This window comes from Massilia sp. Root351 (genome assembly GCF_001425045.1).
GTDB lineage: Bacteria > Pseudomonadota > Gammaproteobacteria > Burkholderiales > Burkholderiaceae_D > Rugamonas.
This window is the reverse complement of sequence record NZ_LMDJ01000023.1, coordinates 128,430-148,630: the sequence shown is the minus strand read 5'-3', so window position 1 is coordinate 148,630 and position 20,201 is coordinate 128,430. Positions and strand designations below refer to the sequence as shown.

The 20,201-nt window shown below is 67.1% G+C and carries 16 protein-coding genes; 7 read left to right on the top strand and 9 right to left on the bottom strand.

Translation table 11 applies throughout. The annotated features are described in order from the left end of the window. Window positions 1–18: 18 nt before the first annotated feature. Window positions 19–2,805 (bottom strand): type VI secretion system Vgr family protein, encoded by a 2,787-nt coding sequence (locus ASD15_RS17850; RefSeq protein WP_082551919.1) that lies wholly within the window; start codon window positions 2,803–2,805, stop codon window positions 19–21. A 264-nt stretch (window positions 2,806–3,069) separates the two neighbouring features. On the opposite strand from ASD15_RS17850, the gene ASD15_RS17845 reads away from it, so the two are divergent. Continuing rightward, entirely contained in the window at window positions 3,070–3,534 is a 465-nt protein-coding gene (locus ASD15_RS17845) for a cache domain-containing protein (protein WP_057156335.1), read from the top strand. Between the two features lies 1 nt (window position 3,535). On the opposite strand, the gene ASD15_RS17840 is transcribed toward ASD15_RS17845, so the two are convergent. The 4 genes from ASD15_RS17840 to ASD15_RS17825 are packed head-to-tail and all read right to left on the bottom strand — an operon-like array spanning window position 3,536 to window position 6,939. Further along, window positions 3,536–4,237, bottom strand: a complete 702-nt coding sequence (locus tag ASD15_RS17840; protein WP_057156333.1) for an ABC transporter ATP-binding protein — start codon at window positions 4,235–4,237, stop codon at window positions 3,536–3,538. Further along, the gene (locus ASD15_RS17835; protein WP_057156742.1) at window positions 4,230–5,000 is read right to left on the bottom strand and encodes an ABC transporter ATP-binding protein; all 771 of its coding nucleotides are present in this window, start codon (window positions 4,998–5,000) and stop codon (window positions 4,230–4,232) included. The genes ASD15_RS17840 and ASD15_RS17835 overlap by 8 nt, the downstream gene beginning before the upstream one ends. A gap of 14 nt (window positions 5,001–5,014) precedes the next feature. Further along, entirely contained in the window at window positions 5,015–6,076 is a 1,062-nt protein-coding gene (locus ASD15_RS17830; protein WP_057156331.1) for a branched-chain amino acid ABC transporter permease, read from the bottom strand. Continuing rightward, window positions 6,073–6,939 (bottom strand): branched-chain amino acid ABC transporter permease, encoded by an 867-nt coding sequence (locus tag ASD15_RS17825; protein WP_057156329.1) that lies wholly within the window; start codon window positions 6,937–6,939, stop codon window positions 6,073–6,075. The genes ASD15_RS17830 and ASD15_RS17825 overlap by 4 nt, the downstream gene beginning before the upstream one ends. A 180-nt stretch (window positions 6,940–7,119) precedes the next feature. On the opposite strand from ASD15_RS17825, the gene ASD15_RS17820 reads away from it, so the two are divergent. After that, entirely contained in the window at window positions 7,120–7,977 is an 858-nt protein-coding gene (locus ASD15_RS17820) for an IclR family transcriptional regulator C-terminal domain-containing protein (RefSeq protein WP_057156328.1), read from the top strand. A gap of 5 nt (window positions 7,978–7,982) precedes the next feature. On the opposite strand, the gene ASD15_RS17815 is transcribed toward ASD15_RS17820, so the two are convergent. Further along, on the bottom strand, window positions 7,983–9,074 hold the full coding sequence (locus ASD15_RS17815; protein ID WP_057156327.1) for a porin: 1,092 nt from the start codon (window positions 9,072–9,074) through the stop codon (window positions 7,983–7,985). A gap of 189 nt (window positions 9,075–9,263) precedes the next feature. Between ASD15_RS17815 and ASD15_RS17810 the strand changes: the two genes are divergently transcribed. Further along, the gene (locus ASD15_RS17810) at window positions 9,264–10,382 is read left to right on the top strand and encodes an ABC transporter substrate-binding protein (protein WP_373888192.1); all 1,119 of its coding nucleotides are present in this window, start codon (window positions 9,264–9,266) and stop codon (window positions 10,380–10,382) included. A gap of 78 nt (window positions 10,383–10,460) precedes the next feature. Here the strand turns inward: ASD15_RS17810 and ASD15_RS17805 are convergent, their stop codons facing one another. Further along, a complete protein-coding gene (locus ASD15_RS17805) occupies window positions 10,461–12,200 on the bottom strand; it encodes a tannase/feruloyl esterase family alpha/beta hydrolase (protein ID WP_057156325.1) in 1,740 nt (579 codons plus the stop codon). An 11-nt stretch (window positions 12,201–12,211) separates the two neighbouring features. After that, complete coding sequence (locus ASD15_RS17800; protein ID WP_057156324.1) at window positions 12,212–13,396, bottom strand: ABC transporter substrate-binding protein; 1,185 nt, start codon at window positions 13,394–13,396, stop codon at window positions 12,212–12,214. A 129-nt stretch (window positions 13,397–13,525) separates the two neighbouring features. Here ASD15_RS17800 and ASD15_RS17795 point away from each other — a divergent pair, with 129 nt between their 5' ends. Beyond that, window positions 13,526–14,014 carry a MarR family winged helix-turn-helix transcriptional regulator gene (locus ASD15_RS17795; RefSeq protein WP_057156323.1) on the top strand — a complete coding sequence of 163 codons (489 nt, stop codon included), beginning with the start codon at window positions 13,526–13,528 and terminating at the stop codon, window positions 14,012–14,014. 1 nt (window position 14,015) lies between these two features. Here ASD15_RS17795 and ASD15_RS17790 read toward each other — a convergent pair whose 3' ends face one another. Then, a complete protein-coding gene (locus ASD15_RS17790) occupies window positions 14,016–15,851 on the bottom strand; it encodes a sigma-54-dependent Fis family transcriptional regulator (protein ID WP_057156741.1) in 1,836 nt (611 codons plus the stop codon). Between the two features lie 300 nt (window positions 15,852–16,151). Here ASD15_RS17790 and ASD15_RS17785 point away from each other — a divergent pair, with 300 nt between their 5' ends. From ASD15_RS17785 to ASD15_RS17775, 3 genes are all read left to right on the top strand, one after another. Next, window positions 16,152–17,621, top strand: a complete 1,470-nt coding sequence (locus ASD15_RS17785) for a benzaldehyde dehydrogenase (RefSeq protein WP_057156322.1) — start codon at window positions 16,152–16,154, stop codon at window positions 17,619–17,621. 30 nt (window positions 17,622–17,651) lie between these two features. Next, the gene (locus ASD15_RS17780) at window positions 17,652–18,419 is read left to right on the top strand and encodes a coniferyl-alcohol dehydrogenase (protein WP_057156321.1); all 768 of its coding nucleotides are present in this window, start codon (window positions 17,652–17,654) and stop codon (window positions 18,417–18,419) included. A 61-nt stretch (window positions 18,420–18,480) separates the two neighbouring features. Beyond that, window positions 18,481–20,196, top strand: a complete 1,716-nt coding sequence (locus ASD15_RS17775; protein WP_057156320.1) for a DUF1302 domain-containing protein — start codon at window positions 18,481–18,483, stop codon at window positions 20,194–20,196. Window positions 20,197–20,201 lie beyond the last annotated feature (5 nt).

The following is a 20,201-nucleotide window of genomic DNA, read 5'->3' as shown; positions in this document are numbered from 1 at the left end:
GCACGCAGTTGTTCCAGCCTAGATGGCACTGGCGCCTCCACCTGCCGCTTCCGCCTGTTTGGAAGGACATTCCGCCAGTTTTCCCAGCGGCGGCAGCGCCAGGTTGCTGCTCGAGCTCTGCGGCCCGGTCAGCTCCTTCATGCTGGCCTTGAAGGTTATTGTGCCCGGGCCGTGCAGCATGATGTTGCCGCCCTCGAGCTTGATGTAGGCGCCCTGCGCGGTCAGCAGCACGTGGGTCTTGCCGGCCACCGATACGCTCTTGGCGGTGCTGGCCACGGTGATCAGCTTGTCGGCCGTGGCGCGCGTGGGGCCGTTCTGGCTCTGCATGCTGAACTTGCCGCTGGCTGCATGCAGCCGGATGCCGGTTTCCTGGTTCGGCTTGCTGGCATTGCCCGCCTTGCCGTAGGTAAACAGGCTGATGCCGTCCTTGACCAGGTTGCAGGCGTTGCCCTGCGCGGCGAAATTGATGTCCTGCCCGGCCGTGATGCTGGCCGTGCCGCCGGCCGCCACGATGGCGCTGGCCGGCGTGGCGGCGGCGATGCCCGACGGGCTGGACAGTTGCAGGTGCGCTTCGCTGTAGGCCGTGGCCTGGCCTGCGCCGCCGGCCTCGCCGCCCTGCCCGGCGCCGCTGGCGCGCAGCACCTCGGCGCTGTGCCCCATCTGGGCCAGCGCGTCCAGCTTGGCCGGTTCCGGCTCGTCCTTGAGCTTGGCGTTGTGCTGCTGCGCCGTGCCGGCCAGTTGCTGCTGCAGCTGCCAGCTTTGCTCGACCTGGGTTTGCGCCTCGCGCGAGTCGAGCTGCTGGCCGGTGGCGCCCTGGCGCGCATCGGCCGTCAGCAGCATGCCTTGCCCGGCGCGCAGCGCCACGCTGTGCGCGGACTTCAGTTCGGCGCCGAAGCCGGCCGGGGCCAGGCGCTGGTTGTCGGACTGGTGCCGCAAGTGGCCCAGGTTCAGTTCGTCCGTGCCGGCGTGCGCGGCGGCGTGGCGCTGCAGGGCCACGCGCGGTTCGCCCGCATGGTCATCGAACACCAGCTGGCTGTAGGCGCCGGTGCCGCTCTGGCTGGCCTGCATGGCTTGCGACTTGATGCCGGACAGCGCGGCCGGATGGGCGTGCGCGCCGGCCTCGCCGGGGAACCAGGGCGGCGCATTGCCGGTGGCGGCGCCAGCGCCCTGGCCCACCTTGTTGTGCTGCGCATCGGTCTGGCCGCTGCCGTTGTACAGGCTGCCGATCGCTACCGGGCGGTCGATGTCGCCGTCGATGAAATCGATCAGCACTTCGCTGCCGATGCGCGGCACCGCCACCGAGCCCCAGTTGGTGCCGGCAACCGGCGCCAGCGGGGTGGCGATGCGCACCCAGGTGCCCGCCCTGTCGTCGCCGGGCGCACCGCTGTCGCCCTGCGGCGCCGGATGGGCCAGGCGGCTGTGGCTCTGTTCGCCGCGCTGCCAGTGGAACTGCACCTTGATGCGGTGGTCGCGGTCGGTGTGGATCACGGCGCCCGGCGGACCGACCACGATGGCGGTCTGCTGGCCGCCCGCGGTGGGCTTGGGATGCAACAGCACGCCGTGGCCATCGCGGCCGCTGTGGCGGTATGGCACGGCGCTGGGGATGGCGTCGACGCGGTTGCGGTAGAGCGGCCGCTCGCCCTTGCCGCTGCCCACCGCGTGCAGGCCGCCCAGCGATTGCTGCTGCTCGCGCAGCACCGCGGCGGCGAGCGCGCACGCGCCCAGCGCCTGGTGCGCGGCTTCGCGCACTTCGCTGCTCAAGTTGTTGTGCGCCAGGTGCACCACGCGCACGATGGCGTAGCTGTTCTCGCCCTCGCCTGCATGCACGCCCTCGTCCAGCGTGAAGGTGGTGCCGGGACTGAGCGTACGCACGGTGCCGGCGCCGGTATAGATGGCCTGGCCTGCCGCCAGCGCTTCGGCCTGGCGGTCGGCAATGCGCTGGCCGTGTTCACGCGACACATAGGCATAGGCGCCGGGCGTATCCCGGCTGGCGGGACCAGCTGCGTTGCCGGCACCGGCGCTCACCGGGCGCATGCCGGTGCTGCGGTAGTCCCAGCTGGCCACTTCCACGCCGCCCACTTTCCAGTTCAACTCGCTGCGCCAGCGGTCCATGGCGTCATCCTTCATGACCGCGCCGGGCTGGGTGAAGCGCACGCTGGCCTGGGCATTCGGCTGGAAGCTGCCGTTGTGGTCCGCAATCACCATGGTGTGGCCGCCCAGCGCCGGGCTGCCGGGCGCGCCCTCGTGCTCGAAGTAATAGAACAGGCCCTCCTCGTGCATCAGGCGTTCGGCGAAAGCCAGGCTGGATTCCTGGTACTGGCAGGTCAGCGAGCGCTTCGGGTACAAGGCGCGGTCGGCCACGTCGTAGCGCCACTGCGGCACCAGCCGGCCGGGGTTCGCCCAGCCGCCGAACAGCGCGTCCAGGATGTCGAACACGGTCATGTCCTGGAACACGCGGCTGTCGCGGCCCAGGCCGAGGAAGGCGTACCAGGGGCCGATGCTGAGTTCGTAGCGCGCCAGGCCGCCGTCGGCGCCCAGCATGCGCGCGCCCGTCACGTGACCGTGGAAGGGACGCAGCTGCTCGCGGCTGGCGGCCGTCATCAGTTGCAGCAGCACCGGCTGGCCCAGCAGCGACTTCAGCGCGATGGTGGCGTCGGTCGACAGCGCCGTCACTGTCAGCGAGTAAGGCTGGCTCAGCGCTTCCTCGCCGCGCAGGCATTCCGCCAGCAGGCGCTGTGGGCCGAGCGGCGTGATCAACTGAAGAATTCGTTTATCTTGAGTAAAATTTTCTTGCAACACAGACATTGGCCCAGCCCTCGACATACATGCAAAAACGGATAAATTAATAAATTACTATGTTCCGTCGGGCATTAAACCTGAGTTACTGCTTCGTGGCAAGAGTGATTCAATTGAATCGGGGGGTAGCCGGGGCGGGTGCGGCCGGCCGAAACGGCGCTCAAACTGGTGCCGTAAAACAACGGAAAGGACCACACGAAACGGTTCCGGCACGGCGATTCTGGTGCAATATACATGGGCAGGACCGCCGTTCCCACACTACAAGGAGACACCATGCATCGTTCCCCGCTCGCCCACCTCGCCGGCGCCTGGCTGCTGGCCGCCGCGCTGCCCGCGTCCGCGCAAAACGCCACCAAGGCCGACGCCATCGCGCTGGTGGACAAGGCCGTGGCCACCATCCAGAAGAAAGGCATCGAGGAAGCCTGCAAGGACTTCGCCGATCCCAGGGCCGGCTTTATCCAGGGCGACCTGTATGTGTTCGTGCAGGACGCGCAAATGATGATGGTGTGCCATGCCACCACGCCGCGCATGAACGGCAAGGACATGTCCCAGCTGAAGGACGCCGACGGCAAGCAGTTCGTGCAGCAGATGCGGGAAGTGGCCCAGTCAAAGAAACCCGGCTGGGTCGACTATGTCTGGGTCAATCCCGTCACCAAGGCGCTGGAAAACAAGACTTCCTATATCCGCCAGGCCGAGGATAAGTACACCGTCGGCGCCGGCATCTACAAGCCGAAGTAGATCAGGCTACGGCCACCAGGCGGTCCAGCTTGTCGCCTTCGGCCAGCAGGCTGGCGCTGTCCGAGTCGTGCACGATGCGGCCCCGGTCCAGCACGATGGCGCGCTGCGTCAGCGACAACGCCAGCCGCGCGTGCTGTTCCACCACGATCACCGACATGCCCTCCTCCCGCACCAGCTGGCGGATCACCTTCACCAGCTCCTGCACGATGATGGGCGCCAGGCCCTCCATCGGTTCGTCCAGCAGCAGGATGCGCGGATTGGTCATCAGTGCGCGCGCGATGGCCACCATCTGCTGCTCGCCGCCGGACAGCTGGTTGCCCATGTTGCTGCGGCGCTCGAACAGGCGCGGGAATAGCTGGTAGATCTTCTGCAGGTTCCACCGGCCGGAACGCGCCACCACCGTCAAATGCTCCTCCACCGTCAGCGAGGGGAACATATGCCGTTCCTGCGGCACCCAGCCCAGTCCCGCGCGGGAGCGCCGGTAGGTGGGCATGCGGGCGATGTCGGCGCCGGCCCAGCGGATGGCGCCGCCGTGCAGCCGCGTCAACCCCATCAGCGTCACCAGCAAGCTGGTTTTGCCTACCCCGTTGCGGCCCAGCAGGGCCAGGCTGTCGCCCTCGCTCAGGGCGAACGATACGTCTTCCAGCACGATGGATTCGCCGTAACCGGCAGTAACCTTGTCGAGCGCCAGCAATTCAGCCATGTTCGGCCTCCCCCAGATAAACTTCCTTGACGCGCGGGTCGGCCGCGATTTCCGCCGGCGTGCCCTCGGTCAGCACTTTGCCGCCCACCATGACCGTGATGCGGTCGGCGAAGCGGAACACCAGTCCCATGTCGTGTTCGATGAACAGCACCGTCACGTCGCGCGGCAGCTGGGCCAGCACCTCGAACAGTTCCTTGCTCTCCGCCTGCGGAATACCGGCGGCCGGCTCGTCCAGCAGCAGGATGCGCGGCTTGGTGGCCAGCGCCAGGGCGATCTCCACCAGGCGCTGCTTGCCGTAGGCCATGCTGCGCGTGACGCTGTTGGCCTGGTCGGCCAGCTTGAGCGTGACCAGCAAGGCCATGGCTTCGTCGATCACGTCGGTCAGGCTGGCCACCGTCTTGTGCCACACCGATTGCAGGCCGCGCCGCTCGCAGATCGCCAGCGCCACCGACTCCAGCACCGTCATGCCGGCGAACAGGGTGTTGAGCTGGAAGGTGCGCGTCATGCCGCGCTGCACCCGCTGGTGCTGCGGCAGCTGCGTAATGTCCTCGCCGCCCAGGTAGACCTTGCCGCCGCTGGGCATCAGGCCGCCCGTCAGAAGGTTGATGAAGGTGGTCTTGCCGGCGCCATTGGGGCCGATCAGCGCGTGGCGCGCGCCCGGCGCGAAGCTCAGGCTGACATCGCTGTTCGCGGCGAAGGCGCCCCAGCGCTTGCTCAGGCCTTCGGTGCGCAGCGTGATGTCGGCGTTCGCGCTCGTGCTCATGTTCGTCTCCATGCTCATGGCTGCTCCTTGCGTGTGAAACGGGCGGCCAGCTTCTCCAGCCCGCCCAGGATGCCGCCGCGCGCGAACAGCACGATGGCCACCAGCAGCAGGCCGATATAGAACTGCCAGTAGGCCGGATTGAGGCCGGAAATATAGTCTTGCGCCAGCATGAACACGGCGGCGCCGATCAGCGCGCCGTACAGGCGGCCGGTGCCGCCCAGCACCAGCATGATCAGCAATTCGGCCGAACGCGGGAAGCCCAGCGAGTCCAGGCCCACGAACTGTGTGGTCTGCGCCAGCAGCGCGCCGGCCAGGCCGGCCACGGTGGCGCCCAGCGTGAACACGGCCGCCAGCCGGCGGTTGACGTTGACGCCCAGCGCAGGCATGCGGCGCGCGCCCTCGCGGATGCCGATCAGGCTCAGGCCGAAGGGCGAGTTCACCACCCGGCGCAGCACCACGAACACGACGAACAGCACGGCCAGGCTGTAACAGAAAGCCACATTGCCGTTCAGGTCGAACTCGAACACGCCGAACAGTTTGCCGACCACCATGCCGGACAAGCCATCGACGCCGCCGGTGAGGAAGGAGGCTTTGTTGGCGGCTTCGAACAGCATCAGGCCGATGCCCAGGGTGACCATCAGGCGCGTCAGGTCCTGGCCGCGCACCACCAGGAAGGACATCACGAAGCCGGCCAGCCCCGCCACTGCGGCGCCGGCCAGCAGGCCGCTGAACGGTTCGCTCCAGCCGTGCACCGACAGCAGCCCGGCGGTGTAGGCGCCCAGCCCGAAGAAGGCGGCGTGGCCCAGCGAGACGATGCCCGCGTAGCCCAGCAGCAGATCGAGCGACAGCGCGAACAGGCCGACGATCATGATCTGGCTGATCAGCACCAGGTAGCCGGGGAAGGCGAAGTAGGCGGCCACCGGCAGCAGCCAGAAGGCGATTTCGAGCGCCTTCCAGCGGTCGTTGGGCAAGCGGAGCGGGGTCATATTTTTCGCACTCGGGTTCTGCGGATGCATGTTTTCCGCCTGTTCGGCGGCGGGCGCCGGTTTGACGGCGGTTTGGGAAAAGGCGTTCATGCTTTCCTCCGGATCAGGCCTGCGGGGAACAGGATCAGCAGCACCACCATCAGCCCATAGATGACGAAAGCGCCCACCTGCGGCACATAGTATTTTCCGGCCACGTCGAACACACCCAGGATCAGCGCCGCCAGCAGCGGCCCCTTGATGGTGCCGGCCCCGCCCACGGCCACCACCAGCAGGAAGTAGACCATGTATTTGAGCGGGAACGTCGGGTCCAGGCCCAGCACGTCGATGCCGAGCCCGCCGCCCAGGCCGGCCAGGCCGGAGCCCAGCGCGAAGGTCAGGCTGAACACCATGCCGACGTTGATGCCCAGGCCGGCGGAGGCGGTCTGGTTGTCCACTGCCGCGCGGATCTGCGCGCCGAAGCGGGTGCGTTCGATCAGCAGTCCCAGCGCCAGCGTGACCAGCACCACCACGCCGATCAAGAACAGGCGGTAGGCGCCCACTTCCAGCCCAAGCAGCGGCACCTGGCCGCGCAGCCATTCCGGCAAGCTTACCGGCTGCTGCGTGGGGCCGAACAGCCAGGTGGCGCCGGCCACCGACATGAAGGTCAGGCCGATGGAGAACAGCACCTGGTCCAGGTGGCTGGCCTGGTACAGGCGGCGGTACAGCAGCCGCTCCAGCACCAGCCCGGCCACGGCGGAGGCCAGGAAGGCCAGCGGCAGCGAGGCCAGGAAAGGCACGCCCAGGCGCGACAGCACGGTCACGCTGACATAGCCGCCCAGCATGGCGAAGGCGCCATGGGCCAGGTTTATGAAGTTCATCATGCCCATCGTGACCGACAGGCCGACGCTGATCAGGAACAGCAGGCTGCCGTAGGCGATGCCGTCAAATAGTACGCCGGCGAAGTTGGCTAGCATGTCTGCCTCCCGCCGAGGCATCCGCCGGGATATCCACTGAGGTATTCTTGATTCATCTTATCTCCATGTGCGATTACCGCACTTATGATTGTTTATCGCACACTCAGTTTAGCAACGCCCTCTTGCGCAGGTCAACAAAAAAACGCCTATCGAATCCGCCGACTGCATTAGAATCACGCCATGCCCAAGACTACCAAACTCAATGCCGGCGAGCCGAGTCCCGAACTTGATCATCAGCCGGAGCCTCAGCGCGAGCCCACCATCTCCGAGCAGATCGACGCGCTCACCGATCCCAGCTTCATGACCTCGCTGGCGCGCGGCCTGGCCGTGCTGCAGGCCTTCAGCGATTCGCGCAAGCCGCAAACCATCGCCAACATCAGCCAGAAGACCGGCATTCCGCGCGCGGCCGTGCGGCGCTGCCTGCACACGCTGCGCGAACTGGGCTACGTGGATGCGGAGCTGAACAACTTCTCGCTGCGGCCCAAGGTGCTCACCCTGGGCTACTCCTACTTGTCGTCGACACCGCTGACCGTGTCGGCCCAGCCCTACCTGAACAGCATCAGCCGCACGCTGAACGAATCGAGCTCGCTGGCGGTGCTGGACGACGGCGAGGTGCTGTACGTGGCGCGCGCCGCCACCTCGCGCGTGATGTCGGTGGCGCTGAACACCGGCAGCCGCCTGCCAGCTTACTGCACTTCGCTGGGCCGCGTGATGCTGGCGCACCTGCCGCCCAAGGAACTGGACCAGTACCTGGCCACCACCCGCCTCAAGCCGATGACCGAGAACACGGTGGTGAACCAGAAGCGCCTGCGCGACATCCTGGCCGGCGTGCGCCAGGCCGGCTACGCCATCAACGACGAGGAGCTGGAACTGGGACTGCGTTCCATCGCCGTGCCGGTGCGCGGCGCCTCGGGCTCGGTGCTGGCGGCGCTCAACGTCGGCGCACAGGCGTCGCGCGTCAGCGTGCAGCAGCTGGAGCAGGAGTTCCTGCCGGTGCTGCTGCGCGGCGCCCAGGAACTCTCGATACTGCTGCCTTAGGCCGGTCAGAAATGGTGGCGCAGGCCGGCCATCACGCCGTTCTGCGTCATCCCCGCGCCCACGGTGCCGCCGGCATCCAGCGCCACGGCCGAAGTGCCGGAGTTCTTCATGCGGCCTATCGCGCCGTACACCGCGGTACGCTTGGACAGGAAGTAGGTCATGCGGCCCACCAGCATGCTCACGTCCGAGGCGCTGCGCTTGGTGTCGCGGCGCGCCACCTGGACGTCGAAGGTGGCCAGCGGCGTGACCGGGTAGCTCAAGCCCAGATAGTACAGGTCGGACTCGCTCAAGCCCGTCACTGCGCTCGTACTGCGGTCCACTACCCCGGCGCCGATCTTGGCCTGCCCCACTTTGAGGTAGCCGTTCACGGTGATGCGCTTGTCGCTGTTGCTGCTGCTGGTCAGGCCGGCGGCGGCGCCGGTGTTCCCGTACAGGATGTCGTACGACACGTTCAGGCCGTACTCCGGCACTTCGTAGCCGAACAGGCCGGTGACCTGGCGGCAAGCCTTGGAATTGCCGGCCACCTCGCCAGGGCAGTTGGTGGCTGCCGGCCCGCCGGCGGCGGACGCGTCGCGCCCGGTGCTGTAGGTGGCGCCCACCACGAAGTTGTTGAAGTTGCCCAGGTAGCCCACTGCGTTGTCGCTGCGCGCATTCGGCAGGTAGGCGTCAATGCTGCCGATGGCGAACAGGTTGGGCCCCAGCACGTCGGCCTTGATCATCGCCAGGTAGGTCATGTTGATCTGGCGGCCCAGCGTCACGGTGCCGAAGGCGCCCTTCAATCCCACCGAGGCCTGGCGGCCGAAGATGCGGTTGCCCTGCCCCATGGCGCCGGTGTCCAGCGACAACCCGGTCTCCAGCGTGAATACGGCCTGCAGGCCGCCGCCCAGGTCCTCGGTGCCGCGAAAGCCCACGCGCGACGGGAAGGAGCCGGTCAGCGATGGCATCTTGGTCATGTTGCCGCCGGCGGCGTTGACGTTGGTGGTGTACACCAGGCCCGTATCCACCAGGCCGTACACCGTCACATTGCTTTGCGCCATGGCGGCGGATGCCCCCGCACCGGCCAGCAGCGCCGCAGCGCATCGGATTGCTTTCTTCATTCCAGTCTCCAGTATTGTTTTGGTTCTTACTCATGAATGTGCGATCACCGAACATTCGCTTGTTAATCGCACATATATTGGATACTATGGATCAGGCGATACACTGTCAACAACTACATCAAGGAGACCAGCATGACGATCAGCAAACTTGTACCAATTGCGACACTTGCCGCGGCCGCGTGGAGCGCCATGCCGCTGGCGCAAGCGCAGGACACCATCAAGGTGGGCGTGATCGCCGCCTTCTCCGGTCCCTTCGCCGATTACGGCAAGCAGATGGAGGGCGGCATCAAGGCGTACATGGCGCAGCACGGCGCCTCCGTCGCAGGCAAGAAGATCGAGATCATCCTCAAGGACACAACTGGCCCCGCGCCCGAAGTCGCCAAGCGGCTGGCGCAGGAACTGGTGGTGCGCGACAAGGTGGACTTCCTGGCGGGCTTCGGCCTGACGCCCGAGGCGCTGGCCGTCGCGCCCATCGCCGAGCAGGCCAGGAAGCCGATGATCATCATGAACGCGGCCACTTCGGTGATCACCACCAAGTCCAACTATATCGCGCGCTTTTCGATGACGCTGCCGCAGATCTCCGCGCCGATGGCAACCTGGGCGGCGAAGAACGGCATCAGGAAAGTGGTCACGCTGGTGGCGGACTACGGCCCCGGCATCGACGCCGAGGCGGCCTTCAAGACTGAATTCGTGAAAAGCGGCGGCGCGGTGACGGAAGCGATCCGGGTGCCGCTGCGCAATCCGGAATTCGCGCCCTACATCCAGCGCATCAAGGACGCCAAGCCGGACGCCGTGTTCATCTTCGTGCCGGCCGGCGAGCAAAGCATCGCCTTCATGAAAGGCTACCGCGAGCGCGGCCTGGCGGCGGCCGGCATCAAGGTGATCGCCACCGGCGACCTGACCGACGACCACGTGTTGCCGGCGATGGGCGACGCCACGCTGGGCGTGATCACGACGTTCCACTACTCCGCTGCCCATAAGTCCCCCGAGAATGCGACCTTCCTGAAGAATTTCGCGTCCGCCAATCCGGATGGCGGAAGGCCCAACTTCATGGCCGTGGCGGCCTATGACGGCATGGCCGCGATCTATGAGGTGGCGCGCAAGCTGAACGGCAAGATCGAGGGGGACCAAGCCATGGCCATCCTGAAGAACATGCGCCTCAACAGCCCGCGCGGCCCGATCTCCATCGATCCGGCCACGCGCGACATCGTGCAGACGGTCTACGTGCGCAAGGTCGAAAAGGTCGGCAACGAGGTGTACAACATCGAGTTCGACCAATTCGCCAGCCAGAAGGACCCGGGCAAGTAAGGGCCGCGAGCGCGGGGCATGGCTCTCCGCGCCCGACGCCCCCTGTGTACGCCGGGTGCGCCGGGCGCGCCGGGGACGCTATTTGCAGCTGAAGTTCGCCGCATCCTCGATGCTGCCGCTGCCGCTGTACTTCGCCACCTGCGGATACGGGCATAGCGGCCGGGTGCGCGTGGCGGACCAGGACGCCGGCAGTTCGGTATTGGCACCGCCCGCATTGCCCGCACCGCGCACGCTGGCAAGCACCCGCTCCGGCGCCAGGCCCTTCTCGACCCAGTTGACCAGCGGCGTCAGCATGTCGAACTGGTCGGCCGCCGGGCCGCCGGAGCAGTGGTTCATGCCCGGCACCCGGAAGAAGCGCGCGAAGCCGGAGGCGTCGCCGCCATTCGCGGCGCGCAGATTGTCGTACCAGGCGGTGGTGTCGTCGCTGGAAAAGATCGCATCGCTGGTGCCGTGGTAGACCATCATCTTGGCGCCCCGGTTCTTGATGGTGCTGTAGTCGGCCAGGTGCGGCGGCAGCATGAAGGACAGCGCGCTTTCCGTGTAAGTGGCGTCGCTTGCGGCAACCTGCGCCAGCAGCGTGTCGATGTTGGCGCCCAGGGCGAACGCCGCGCCGTTGAAGGTGGCCGGGTCCGCCGGAGGCACTTTCCAGATCATCGCCACCGCGCCGGAGTCGAGCTGCAAAGGACTGAAGAACTTCCAGAACGCCCAGTTGCCGGCGCCCAGGCCGGCATCGTACGGGAAGCTGGAATAGAACTTGGCGCCGGTGCTGGTGACCGCACCCGAGAACAGCCGTCCGATTGCCGTCTTTTGCGCCGCGCTGAGGCAGCTGCCGTCGCGGCCCTGCGCGCCGCACACGGGCACGTCGCGCTCGAGGCTGAAGGCGGCCTGGCAGGCGCTTGTATCTTGCACCAGCCCGTCCGTGGCGCCGTCGAGCGCGTCGCACTTGCCCAGCACCGCATTCGACACCAGCGTGCGTTCGGCCGCCGTAAAGCCGGTGCCCAGGTCGCCCGGCGTGCTGGCCAGCGAGGCATAGGCCTGGCCGCCGGCGATGTTGGCGATGGCGGCCAACGGCAGGCGGAAGCCGGGATTGCCGACCAGGTAACCGTCGAACTGCTCGCCGTAGCGCGCCGCAGCCACCATGGTGTGGCGGCCGCCATTGGAACAGCCGCCGAAGTAGGAGCGGTCCGGCCCCTTGCCGTAAGCGGTCTGTATCACGCTCTTGGCCATCGGCGCCAGTTTGCCGGATGCCTGGTAGCCGTAATCCAGCCGGGCCTGCGGGTCGATTCCGAACAGCGGCGTGGCGGCGCCGTGGCCGGCGTCGGAACTGATCACGGCGAAGCCCTGGTTCAGCGCGTTGTCCAGCTGCCCGCCGCCGCCCACTTCGCCCAACGCCGTGACTACGGCGCCGTCAAGGCCGCCGTTGGCCTGGTAGAAGAAGCGGCCGTTCCAGTCCACCGGCAGCCGCATTTCAAAGCCGATCGCGTAGCCCTTGCCGTCCACAGGGCTGACGCGCCGGTGCATCGCACCCTTGACCAGGCAGTGCGCGGGCAAAGGCTTGCCGGCTACCGTCAGCACGCCTGCCGCTACCGGCGCGGTGCTGGCGATGGACGTGTTGGGATAATTGATCTTGCCGGCCAAATCAGCGCAGGAGGCCAGCTTGGCGCCGCTGGCGGCGGTCAACTGCGGCAGCGTCACCGCGCCGCCGGGGGCGGCTCCGCCGCTGTGGCTGCCGCAGGCGCCCAAGGCGCCCAATGCCGCTGCCGCCAGGCCGAGCGCAGCCAGCGGCGCGCCCTTCGGCTTACGTCGTTCGATGGTCATGGCCGCTCTCCTCAGTTAGGGCTGACGTCGCGCAGCACGCCGATGGGCTCATTTACCAGCTTGCCGTTGATCTTCTTCACTTCGCGGATGTACATGTTCTGCACGATGTCGCGGGTGGCCGGGTCGATGCTGATCGGGCCGCGCGGACTGTCGCGCTTCATGCCGGACAGCGCCTGCATGGCCTTGTCGCCGCTGACGGCGCCGCCCAGCGCGCGGATGGTTTCGTAGATCATGCCCATGGTGTCGTACGCCGCCACGGTGACGAAGGTGGCAGGTGGACGGCCCGGATTGGCCGCAGCGTAGGCTTTCAGAAAGGCCTTGTTGGCCTCGTTGTCCAGCGTGGGGGCGTAGTTCAGCACCGTCACCGCGCCCAGCGCGCGGTCGCCCAGCGCCTCCAGCGTCGGCGTTTCGCTGGTCATGTCGCCCACGCCGAGGAACTTGATGCCGGCCTTGTCCAGGCCCTTGTCGCTGAAAGCCTTCAGCAGGCCGACACCGTCCTCCACGCCGGGTGCAAAGAAGAACAGCGCGTCCGGCTTTTCATCCTTGATGCGCTGGATGAAGGGCGAATAGTCGGGATTGGCCAGCGGTACGCGCGCCGTGCCCACCACCTTGCCGCCGCCCGCGCTGAAGGTCTTGCTGAAGCGCGCCTCGGCGTCCAGCCCGGTGCTGTAGTCGCTCACCAGGGTGTACACCTTGCCGATCTTGTTCTTGGCGGTCCATTCGCCGAACGGGCCGGTCATCTGGTGCATCGTCATGCTGGTGCGCAGCATGTAGGGCGACTTGGCTGTGATGCCGTTGGTGACGGCGTTCATCACGATCATCGGCATCTTGGCCTGGGTGGCGATGGGCGCCACCGCCAGGGCGCTCGGGGTCAGCGAAAAGCCGATCAGGAAGCTGACGCGGTCGCGCGTGATGAGCTCCTGCGCGGCCCGCTTGGAATGGTCGACGTTGGTACCGCCGTCGTCGCGGTAGATGATTTCGATCTTCTTGCCGGCCACCTTGTCGCCGTATTGCTGCATATAGGTCTTGATGCCGTCCTCGAACGGCTTGCCGGTGTTGGCGAATGGCCCGGTGAGCGCCGCGATGACGCCGATGCGGATGGTGTCCTGGGCTTGGGCCGGGCTGGCGGCCAGCATGGCCGTAAATACGGTAGCGAACGCAGTACTGAACGCGGTAGCGATTGCGGCGGTCTTCATCCTGTCTCCTCGATGGGTGGGGTTTGCGAAATTTAGTTATGATTTATAATGATTATAGGCTATACGCATTTTCGCCACATTGCAAGCTTTTGGATGGCCGGCGTGCGGCATCTTTGCTAGAATCGGGGCATGACCAAGCAGCCCAACAAGAAACTCGACCTGATCGACGCCGTCCAGGAGGCGGCGGATCAGCCGCTGGACCAGAGCACCCTGTCCGGCCTGGTGGGCTATAACTGCCGGCGCGCCTACATCAACATCCTGCCGCTGTTTGAAAAGCGCATGGCGAAGTACCAGCTGCGGCCGGTGGATTTCAGTGTTCTGAGCCTGCTCAAGGCGAATCCCAACATCAACCAGAAGCGGCTATCGGATGCGGTGAACGTATCGCCGCCGAACCTGGCCATCCTGCTGGACAGGCTGCAGGAACGCGGCTTGCTGCTGCGCCAGCGCAGCCCCCTGGACCGGCGCTCGCAGACGCTGGCGCTGACGCCCGCAGGCCTGAGCATGTGCACCAGGGCGGAAAAGACCGCCAGCGAGCTGGAAGCGGACGCCACCTCCGCGCTCACCGACGACGAGCGCGCGCAGCTGATCCGCCTGCTGCAGAAGATCTACATGCAGTGATCTATTCCTGGACCTGCTGCAGCTTCTTGATGCGGTAGGACAGCTGCGGCCGCGTAATGCCCAGCATGCGCGCCGCCGCCGACAGGTTGCCGTCGGCCCGCTTCACCGCCGCCAGTATCAGCGTGCTTTCCAGGTGGTCCAGCGACCATGCCTGACCTTCTCCCTGCCCCTGCTGCGCCTGCTGGCGCAACATGGCCGGCAGCACATCGAGCAAGGCGCCGCCTGGCGCGGCCTCCGCCTCCGCCGTTGCGGGCGTGCCGTGGCTGGTCAGGCGCCCGGTCTGCGCCAGCGAGAAATAGGAGGTCTGCGCTTCCTCGCCGCTGGTGAACAGGTGCGGCAGGTCGATCGGACCATCCTCGTCAGCGTAGATGACGCCGCGCTCCACCAGGTTTTGCAGCTCGCGGATATTTCCCGGGAAGTGGTAGTTGAGCAGCGCGTCGACCGCGCGCGCGGTGAAGCCGGTTACGCGGCGCTGGTGCTTCTGGCCGTAGTGGCGCATGAAGTAGCCCATCAGCAGCGGGATGTCGTCGCGCCGCTCGCGCAGCGGCGGCAGGCGGATGGGGAACACGTTCAGGCGGAAGAACAGGTCTTCGCGGAAGCGGCCCAGGCGCACTTCCTCTCGCAGGTCGACATTGGTGGCCGCCACCAGCCGCACGTCCACCTTCACGCTGCGCACGCCGCCCACCCGTTCGATCTCCGCTTCCTGCAACGCGCGCAGCAGCTTGCCCTGCGCCACCAGGCTGAGCGTGCCGATCTCGTCCAGGAACAGCGTGCCGCCGGAGGCGCGCTCGAAGCGGCCGGGCCGCGACTGGGTGGCGCCGGTGAAAGCGCCCCGCTCCACGCCGAACAGCTCGGACTCGATCAGCGTTTCCGGGATCGCCGCGCAATTGACCGCCACGAAAGGCTGCTCCTTGCGGGAACCGATCTGGTGCAGCATGTAGGCGAACAGCTCCTTGCCCACGCCCGACTCACCGGTGAACAGCACCGTGGCGGCGGTGGGCGCCACCCGTTTGAGCATATGGCAGGCCGCGTTGAAGGCCGATGACACGCCCACCATCTCCTTTTCGCCGTAGGCGCGGCCATCGTCTCCCGGCAGCTCGGCCGCCTGCTGGTGCTGGCCCGGGCCGCCGTAGGCCGTGGTGCTGACAAACGGCTCCGCGTTCAGGAAGCGCAGGTCTTCCTCCACGTTATCCCATTCGTCGGCCGGCTTGCCGATCAGGCGGCAGTGCTTGTGGCCCATGGCGGTGCATTCGATCTCGCGGTAGACGGTCAGCCGCCCTATCATCGCGCTGGTGTAGCCGATGGCATAGCCGGTCTGCATCCAGCACGCCGGCGCGGTGCCGATGCCGAAATCGGCCATATGCACCTCGGCCTCGCTGGAGTGGTGCCACAGGAATTCGCCGTGGTAGGTGCCGCGCTCGAAGTCGAACTCGAAATGCACCGGTTCCACCTTCACCGCGCCTTCCAGCGAATGCATGCGCGGCCCGGCCGCGAACAGCGAGCCCGGTTCTGCGTCCGGCCAGCGCTCGCGCAGCAGTTGCGCATCGCGCGCGCCGGCCGAATAGCCCACCCGCGTCAGCAGGCCGCGCGCGCGCTCGGCGCCTATGCTCTCCAGCAGCTCGCGCCGCAGCGCGCCCAGCGAGGTGGTGTGCAGCAGCTGCATGCGCTGGCCGTTGAGCCAGATGCGGCCGTCGCCCGGCGAAAAGTGCAGGCTTTGCGTCAGGTCCTCCAGCGAGGGCGCCGCGCCGGCGCTCAGGTGCTGGCTGTCGCCGTGCTGCAGCATCTTGCCGGTGGCGCGCGACACCTCCGCCAGCGATACGCGATGGGGTTTGCTCATGTCTCCGCCTTCCTTGTCTTTCACCAAATCATACATCGGCAATCCTCTCATTTGATCATTTCATCAGTCGGCCGGAAGCCTCGTCCCATGCTGCGCCGCGCCACGCCGGGCCAGGGAATGGCGCCGTCCTCATAGCGCGCAGCGTGCGTATTGCGGCGCAGCGGCCAAACCTTGCGGCGCGCTGGCACGCAACTTGTAATAGCTAAGGCAAGAACGGCAAGCGGACCTGAATGCAACTTGTGTGCTCACCGGGCGCAAACAGGCCGACTTCCCCACCATCCATCAACAACAGGAGACAGCATGACTGACGCTAACGCGCTTTTGCGCCCCGCGGTCTGGCAGGACCGCATCTTCAACGGCGACTGGATCGCCGCCCACGGCGGCGTCCACACTTTCACCGAGCCGGCAACCGGCGAACAACTGGGCCGTGTCGGCCTGGCCAACGCCGGCGACGTGGCGCGCGCCGCCAGCCAGGCGCGCACCGCCCAGCCGGCATGGGGCGCCAGCGACTACAAGGAACGCGCCGCCATCTTCCGCCGCGCCGCCGCCGTGATCGCCGGACACCACGACGAACTGGCCACCTGGATCGTGCGCGAAACCGGCGCCATCCGCCCCAAGGCCGACCTGGAGCTTCGCGAAGCCGGCGCCCACCTGCAGGAAGCGGCCGCCATGCTGACCCAGCCCAAGGGCCAGCTGCTGGCCTCCGCCGCCGGCCAGATGAGCATTGCGCGGCGCATGCCGCACGGCGTGGTCGGCGTGATTTCGCCGTTCAACTTCCCGCTGATCCTGTCGATCCGTTCCATCGCGCCGGCCCTGGCCACCGGCAACGCCGTGGTGCACAAGCCGGACCTGCAAACGCCCATCAGCGGCGGCGTGCTGATCGCCCGCGTGTTCGAAGCGGCCGGCCTGCCCAAGGGCGTGCTGCAGGTGCTGCCCGGCGCCGCCGAGGCGGGCCAGGCCATGTGCAGCCATCCCGACATCGCCATGATCGCCTTCACCGGCTCCACCGCCGTGGGCCGCAGCATCGGCGAGCTGGCCGGGCGCAACCTGAAAAAGATGTCGCTGGAGCTGGGCGGCAAGAACTCGCTGATCGTGCTGGACGACGCCGATCCCGACATCGCCGCCGCCAACGTGGCCTGGGGCGCCTATCTGCACCAGGGCCAGATCTGCATGGCCGCCGGCCGCATCCTGCTCCAGCGCGGCATCGCCGACGCCGTGATCGAGCGCGTGCTGGCCAAGGCCAGGTCGCTGCCGGTGGGCGACCCGATGGGCGGCCAGGTGGCGCTCGGGCCCCTGATCAACGCGCGCCAGGTGCAGCGGCTGCACGCCATCGTCGAAGACAGCGTGGCGGCCGGCGCCACGCTGCTGGCCGGCGGCAGCTACGAGCGCCAGTTCTACCGGCCAACCGTGCTGGCCAACGTGCGGCCCGGCATGCGCTGCTTCGAGGAAGAGCTGTTCGGCCCGGTGGCCTCGGTCACCGTGTTCGACACAGACCAGGAAGCCATCGCGCTGGCGTCGGCCACCACCGGCTGCCTGGCGCTCGGCGTGATCTCGCCGTCGCTGGCGCGCGCCATGTTCATCGCCGACCGGGTACCGGCCGGCCACGTGCACATCAACGACCAGACCGTGCTGGCCGAGGCGCACGCGCCCTTCGGCGGCTGCGGCACTTCGGGCAACGGCGGCCGCCATGGCGGCACGTCCGACTGGGACGAGTTCACCCAGTGGCAGTGGATGACGGTGAAAACCGAAGCGCCGCGCTACCCGTTCTGAAGCGACAGACCACACCAACAAGGAGAGCATATGAAGTTACGCAACAAGACCATCGTCGTCACCGGCGCCGCTTCCGGCATCGGCGCCGAAGTGGCGCGCCTGGCGCGCTTCGAAGGCGCCACCGTGATCGGCATGGACCGCAACGAAGCCGGCCTCACGCTGGACGGATTTATCGCCGTCGACATGGCGTCGACCGCCAGCATCGATGCCGCCGCCGCCCAGTTGCCGCAGCGCGTGGACGCGCTGTGCAATATCGCCGGCGTGCCCGGCACCGCCGATCCAGCGCTGCTGGCGAAGGTCAACTACCTCGGCCTGCGCCACCTGACCGAAGCCGTGCTGCCGCGCATGCCGGCCGGCGGCGCTATCGTCAACGTGGCCTCCATTCTCGGCGCCGAGTGGCCGCAGCGGCTGGAACTGCACAAGCAGCTGGCCGCCGTGCAGGGCTACGCGGAGGGCCAGGCATGGCTGGACGCGCACCCGGTGCCGGCCGACACCTGCTACCAGTACTTCAAGGAGGCGCTGATCGTGTGGAGCGCCGCCCAGTCGCAGAAATGGTTCCTGGCCCATTCGGTGCGCATGAACTGCGTGGCGCCCGGCCCGGTGTTCACACCCATCCTGGGCGACTTCATAACCATGCTGGGCCAGGAGCGCGTGCAGCGCGACGCGCACCGCATGAAACGCCCGGCCTACGCGGACGAAGTGGCAGCCGCCATCGGCTTCCTGTGCAGCGACGACGCGCGCTGGATCAGCGGCGTGAACCTAGCGGTGGATGGCGGGCTGGCTTCGACCTTTATCTGATCCGTTGAGGATACGCCCGGCCGCGCGCCAGCGGCCATAAAAACAATAACCAGGAGACAACATGCACGCGAACAAACGGCACGCGACGACGCGCCTGAGCCCGACCCTGCTGGCACTGGCCGCGATGGCAGCCCTGCCGGTCCATGCCCACGAATTCGATACCGGCAATCCCGAATTCAAGGTCAGCTGGAACAACACCTTCAAATACAGCGCCGCCTACCGCCTGAAGGACGCCGACGCCGGCCTGCTGGCGGGCGGCTATCCATCGGCCGGGCCCGGCGACTTCACCGGCTACAACCTGGATGACGGCAACCAGAACTTCCGCAACAAGGGCATAGTCTCCAGCCGCATCGACTGGCTGTCCGAGTTCGACGCCGGCACCCGCACGCTGGGCATGCGCGTCAGCGCGGCCGGCTGGTACGACAGCGTCTACAACCGCAGCAACGGCAACGCTTCCCCTGCCAGCAACGCAGTCACGCTGGCCGGCCAGGGCGGCAACAGCTTCGCCAAGGGGACCCGCCTGCTGCATGGCCGCAACGCCGAGCTGCTGGACGCCTTCGTCTTCGCCAAAGGTTCGCTGGGCGCACTGCCGGGCACCGTGCGGGTGGGCCGCCACACGCTGCAGTACGGCGAAAGCCTGTTCTTCGGGGCCAACGGCATCGCCAACGCGCAGGGGCCGGTGGACCTGGTCAAGCTGCTCAGTGTGCCGGGCGCACAGTTCAAGGAGATCCTGCGTCCGGTGAACCAGGTTTCCGGCCAGTTGCAGCTGCTGCCCAACGTCTCGCTGGGCGGTTATTACCAGTTCGAATGGCGCGCCACACAGATTCCGGGCGTGGGCAGCTACCTCAGCTCCTACGACGCGGCCGGCGCCGGCAGCACCGCCTTCCTGGTGGCGCCCACCGACAGCGGCGCGCCGGCCTTCCGCACCGTGCCGGACATGAAGGCGAAAAACGCCGGCCAGGGAGGCCTGCAGCTCAAGTACACCCCTGCCGGCTCGGACGTCGAATACGGCTTGTATGCCGCGCGCTACCACGACAAGACGCCATACTTCTACCTGGGCTTCGCCCCCGCGTTTCCGCCCGGCGCGCCGTCCACCGTGCAGGCGGTGTACGCGCAGGGCGTGCGCACCTTCGGCGCCAGCGCCAGCACCGTGCTGCTGGGCGCCAACGTCGCGGCCGAGATCTCGGTGCGCCGCAACTCGCCGCTAGTCAGCGATCCCACGCCCGATTTCCTGTCTCGCGCCGGCGTCGGCCAGCTCGCCGACAACCGCGGCAACCCGGCCTACGCGGTCGGCAACACGGCGCACATGAACCTGTCCGCCATCTACGTGATGCCGACCAATCCCTTCTTCCAGGGCGCGTCGCTGCTGGGCGAACTGGCGTGGAACCGCGCCACCAGCGTGGCTTTCCAGGGCTCGCTCGACCCCAACACCACGCGCGACGCCACCTCGGCCCGCGTGATCTTCGAACCGGCCTATTACCAGGTGATGGACGGGCTGGACATCTCGATCCCGATCGGCCTCGGCTACAACATCGACGGCCGCTCGCGCGCGGTGTTCAATTTCAACGGCGGCAGCTCGCACGGCGGCGACTTCAACATCGGCGTCAACGGCACCTACCGCCAGGACTGGAAGTTCGGCATCAGCTACGTGCGCTTCCTCGGCTCCAGCGGCACCTTCCTGAAGAACAATCCAGCCACCAACACGCCCGTCCTGAGCTACGCCCAGTCGCTGGCCGACCGCGACTACATCTCCTTCAACATCAAACGCGCATTCTAAGGAAA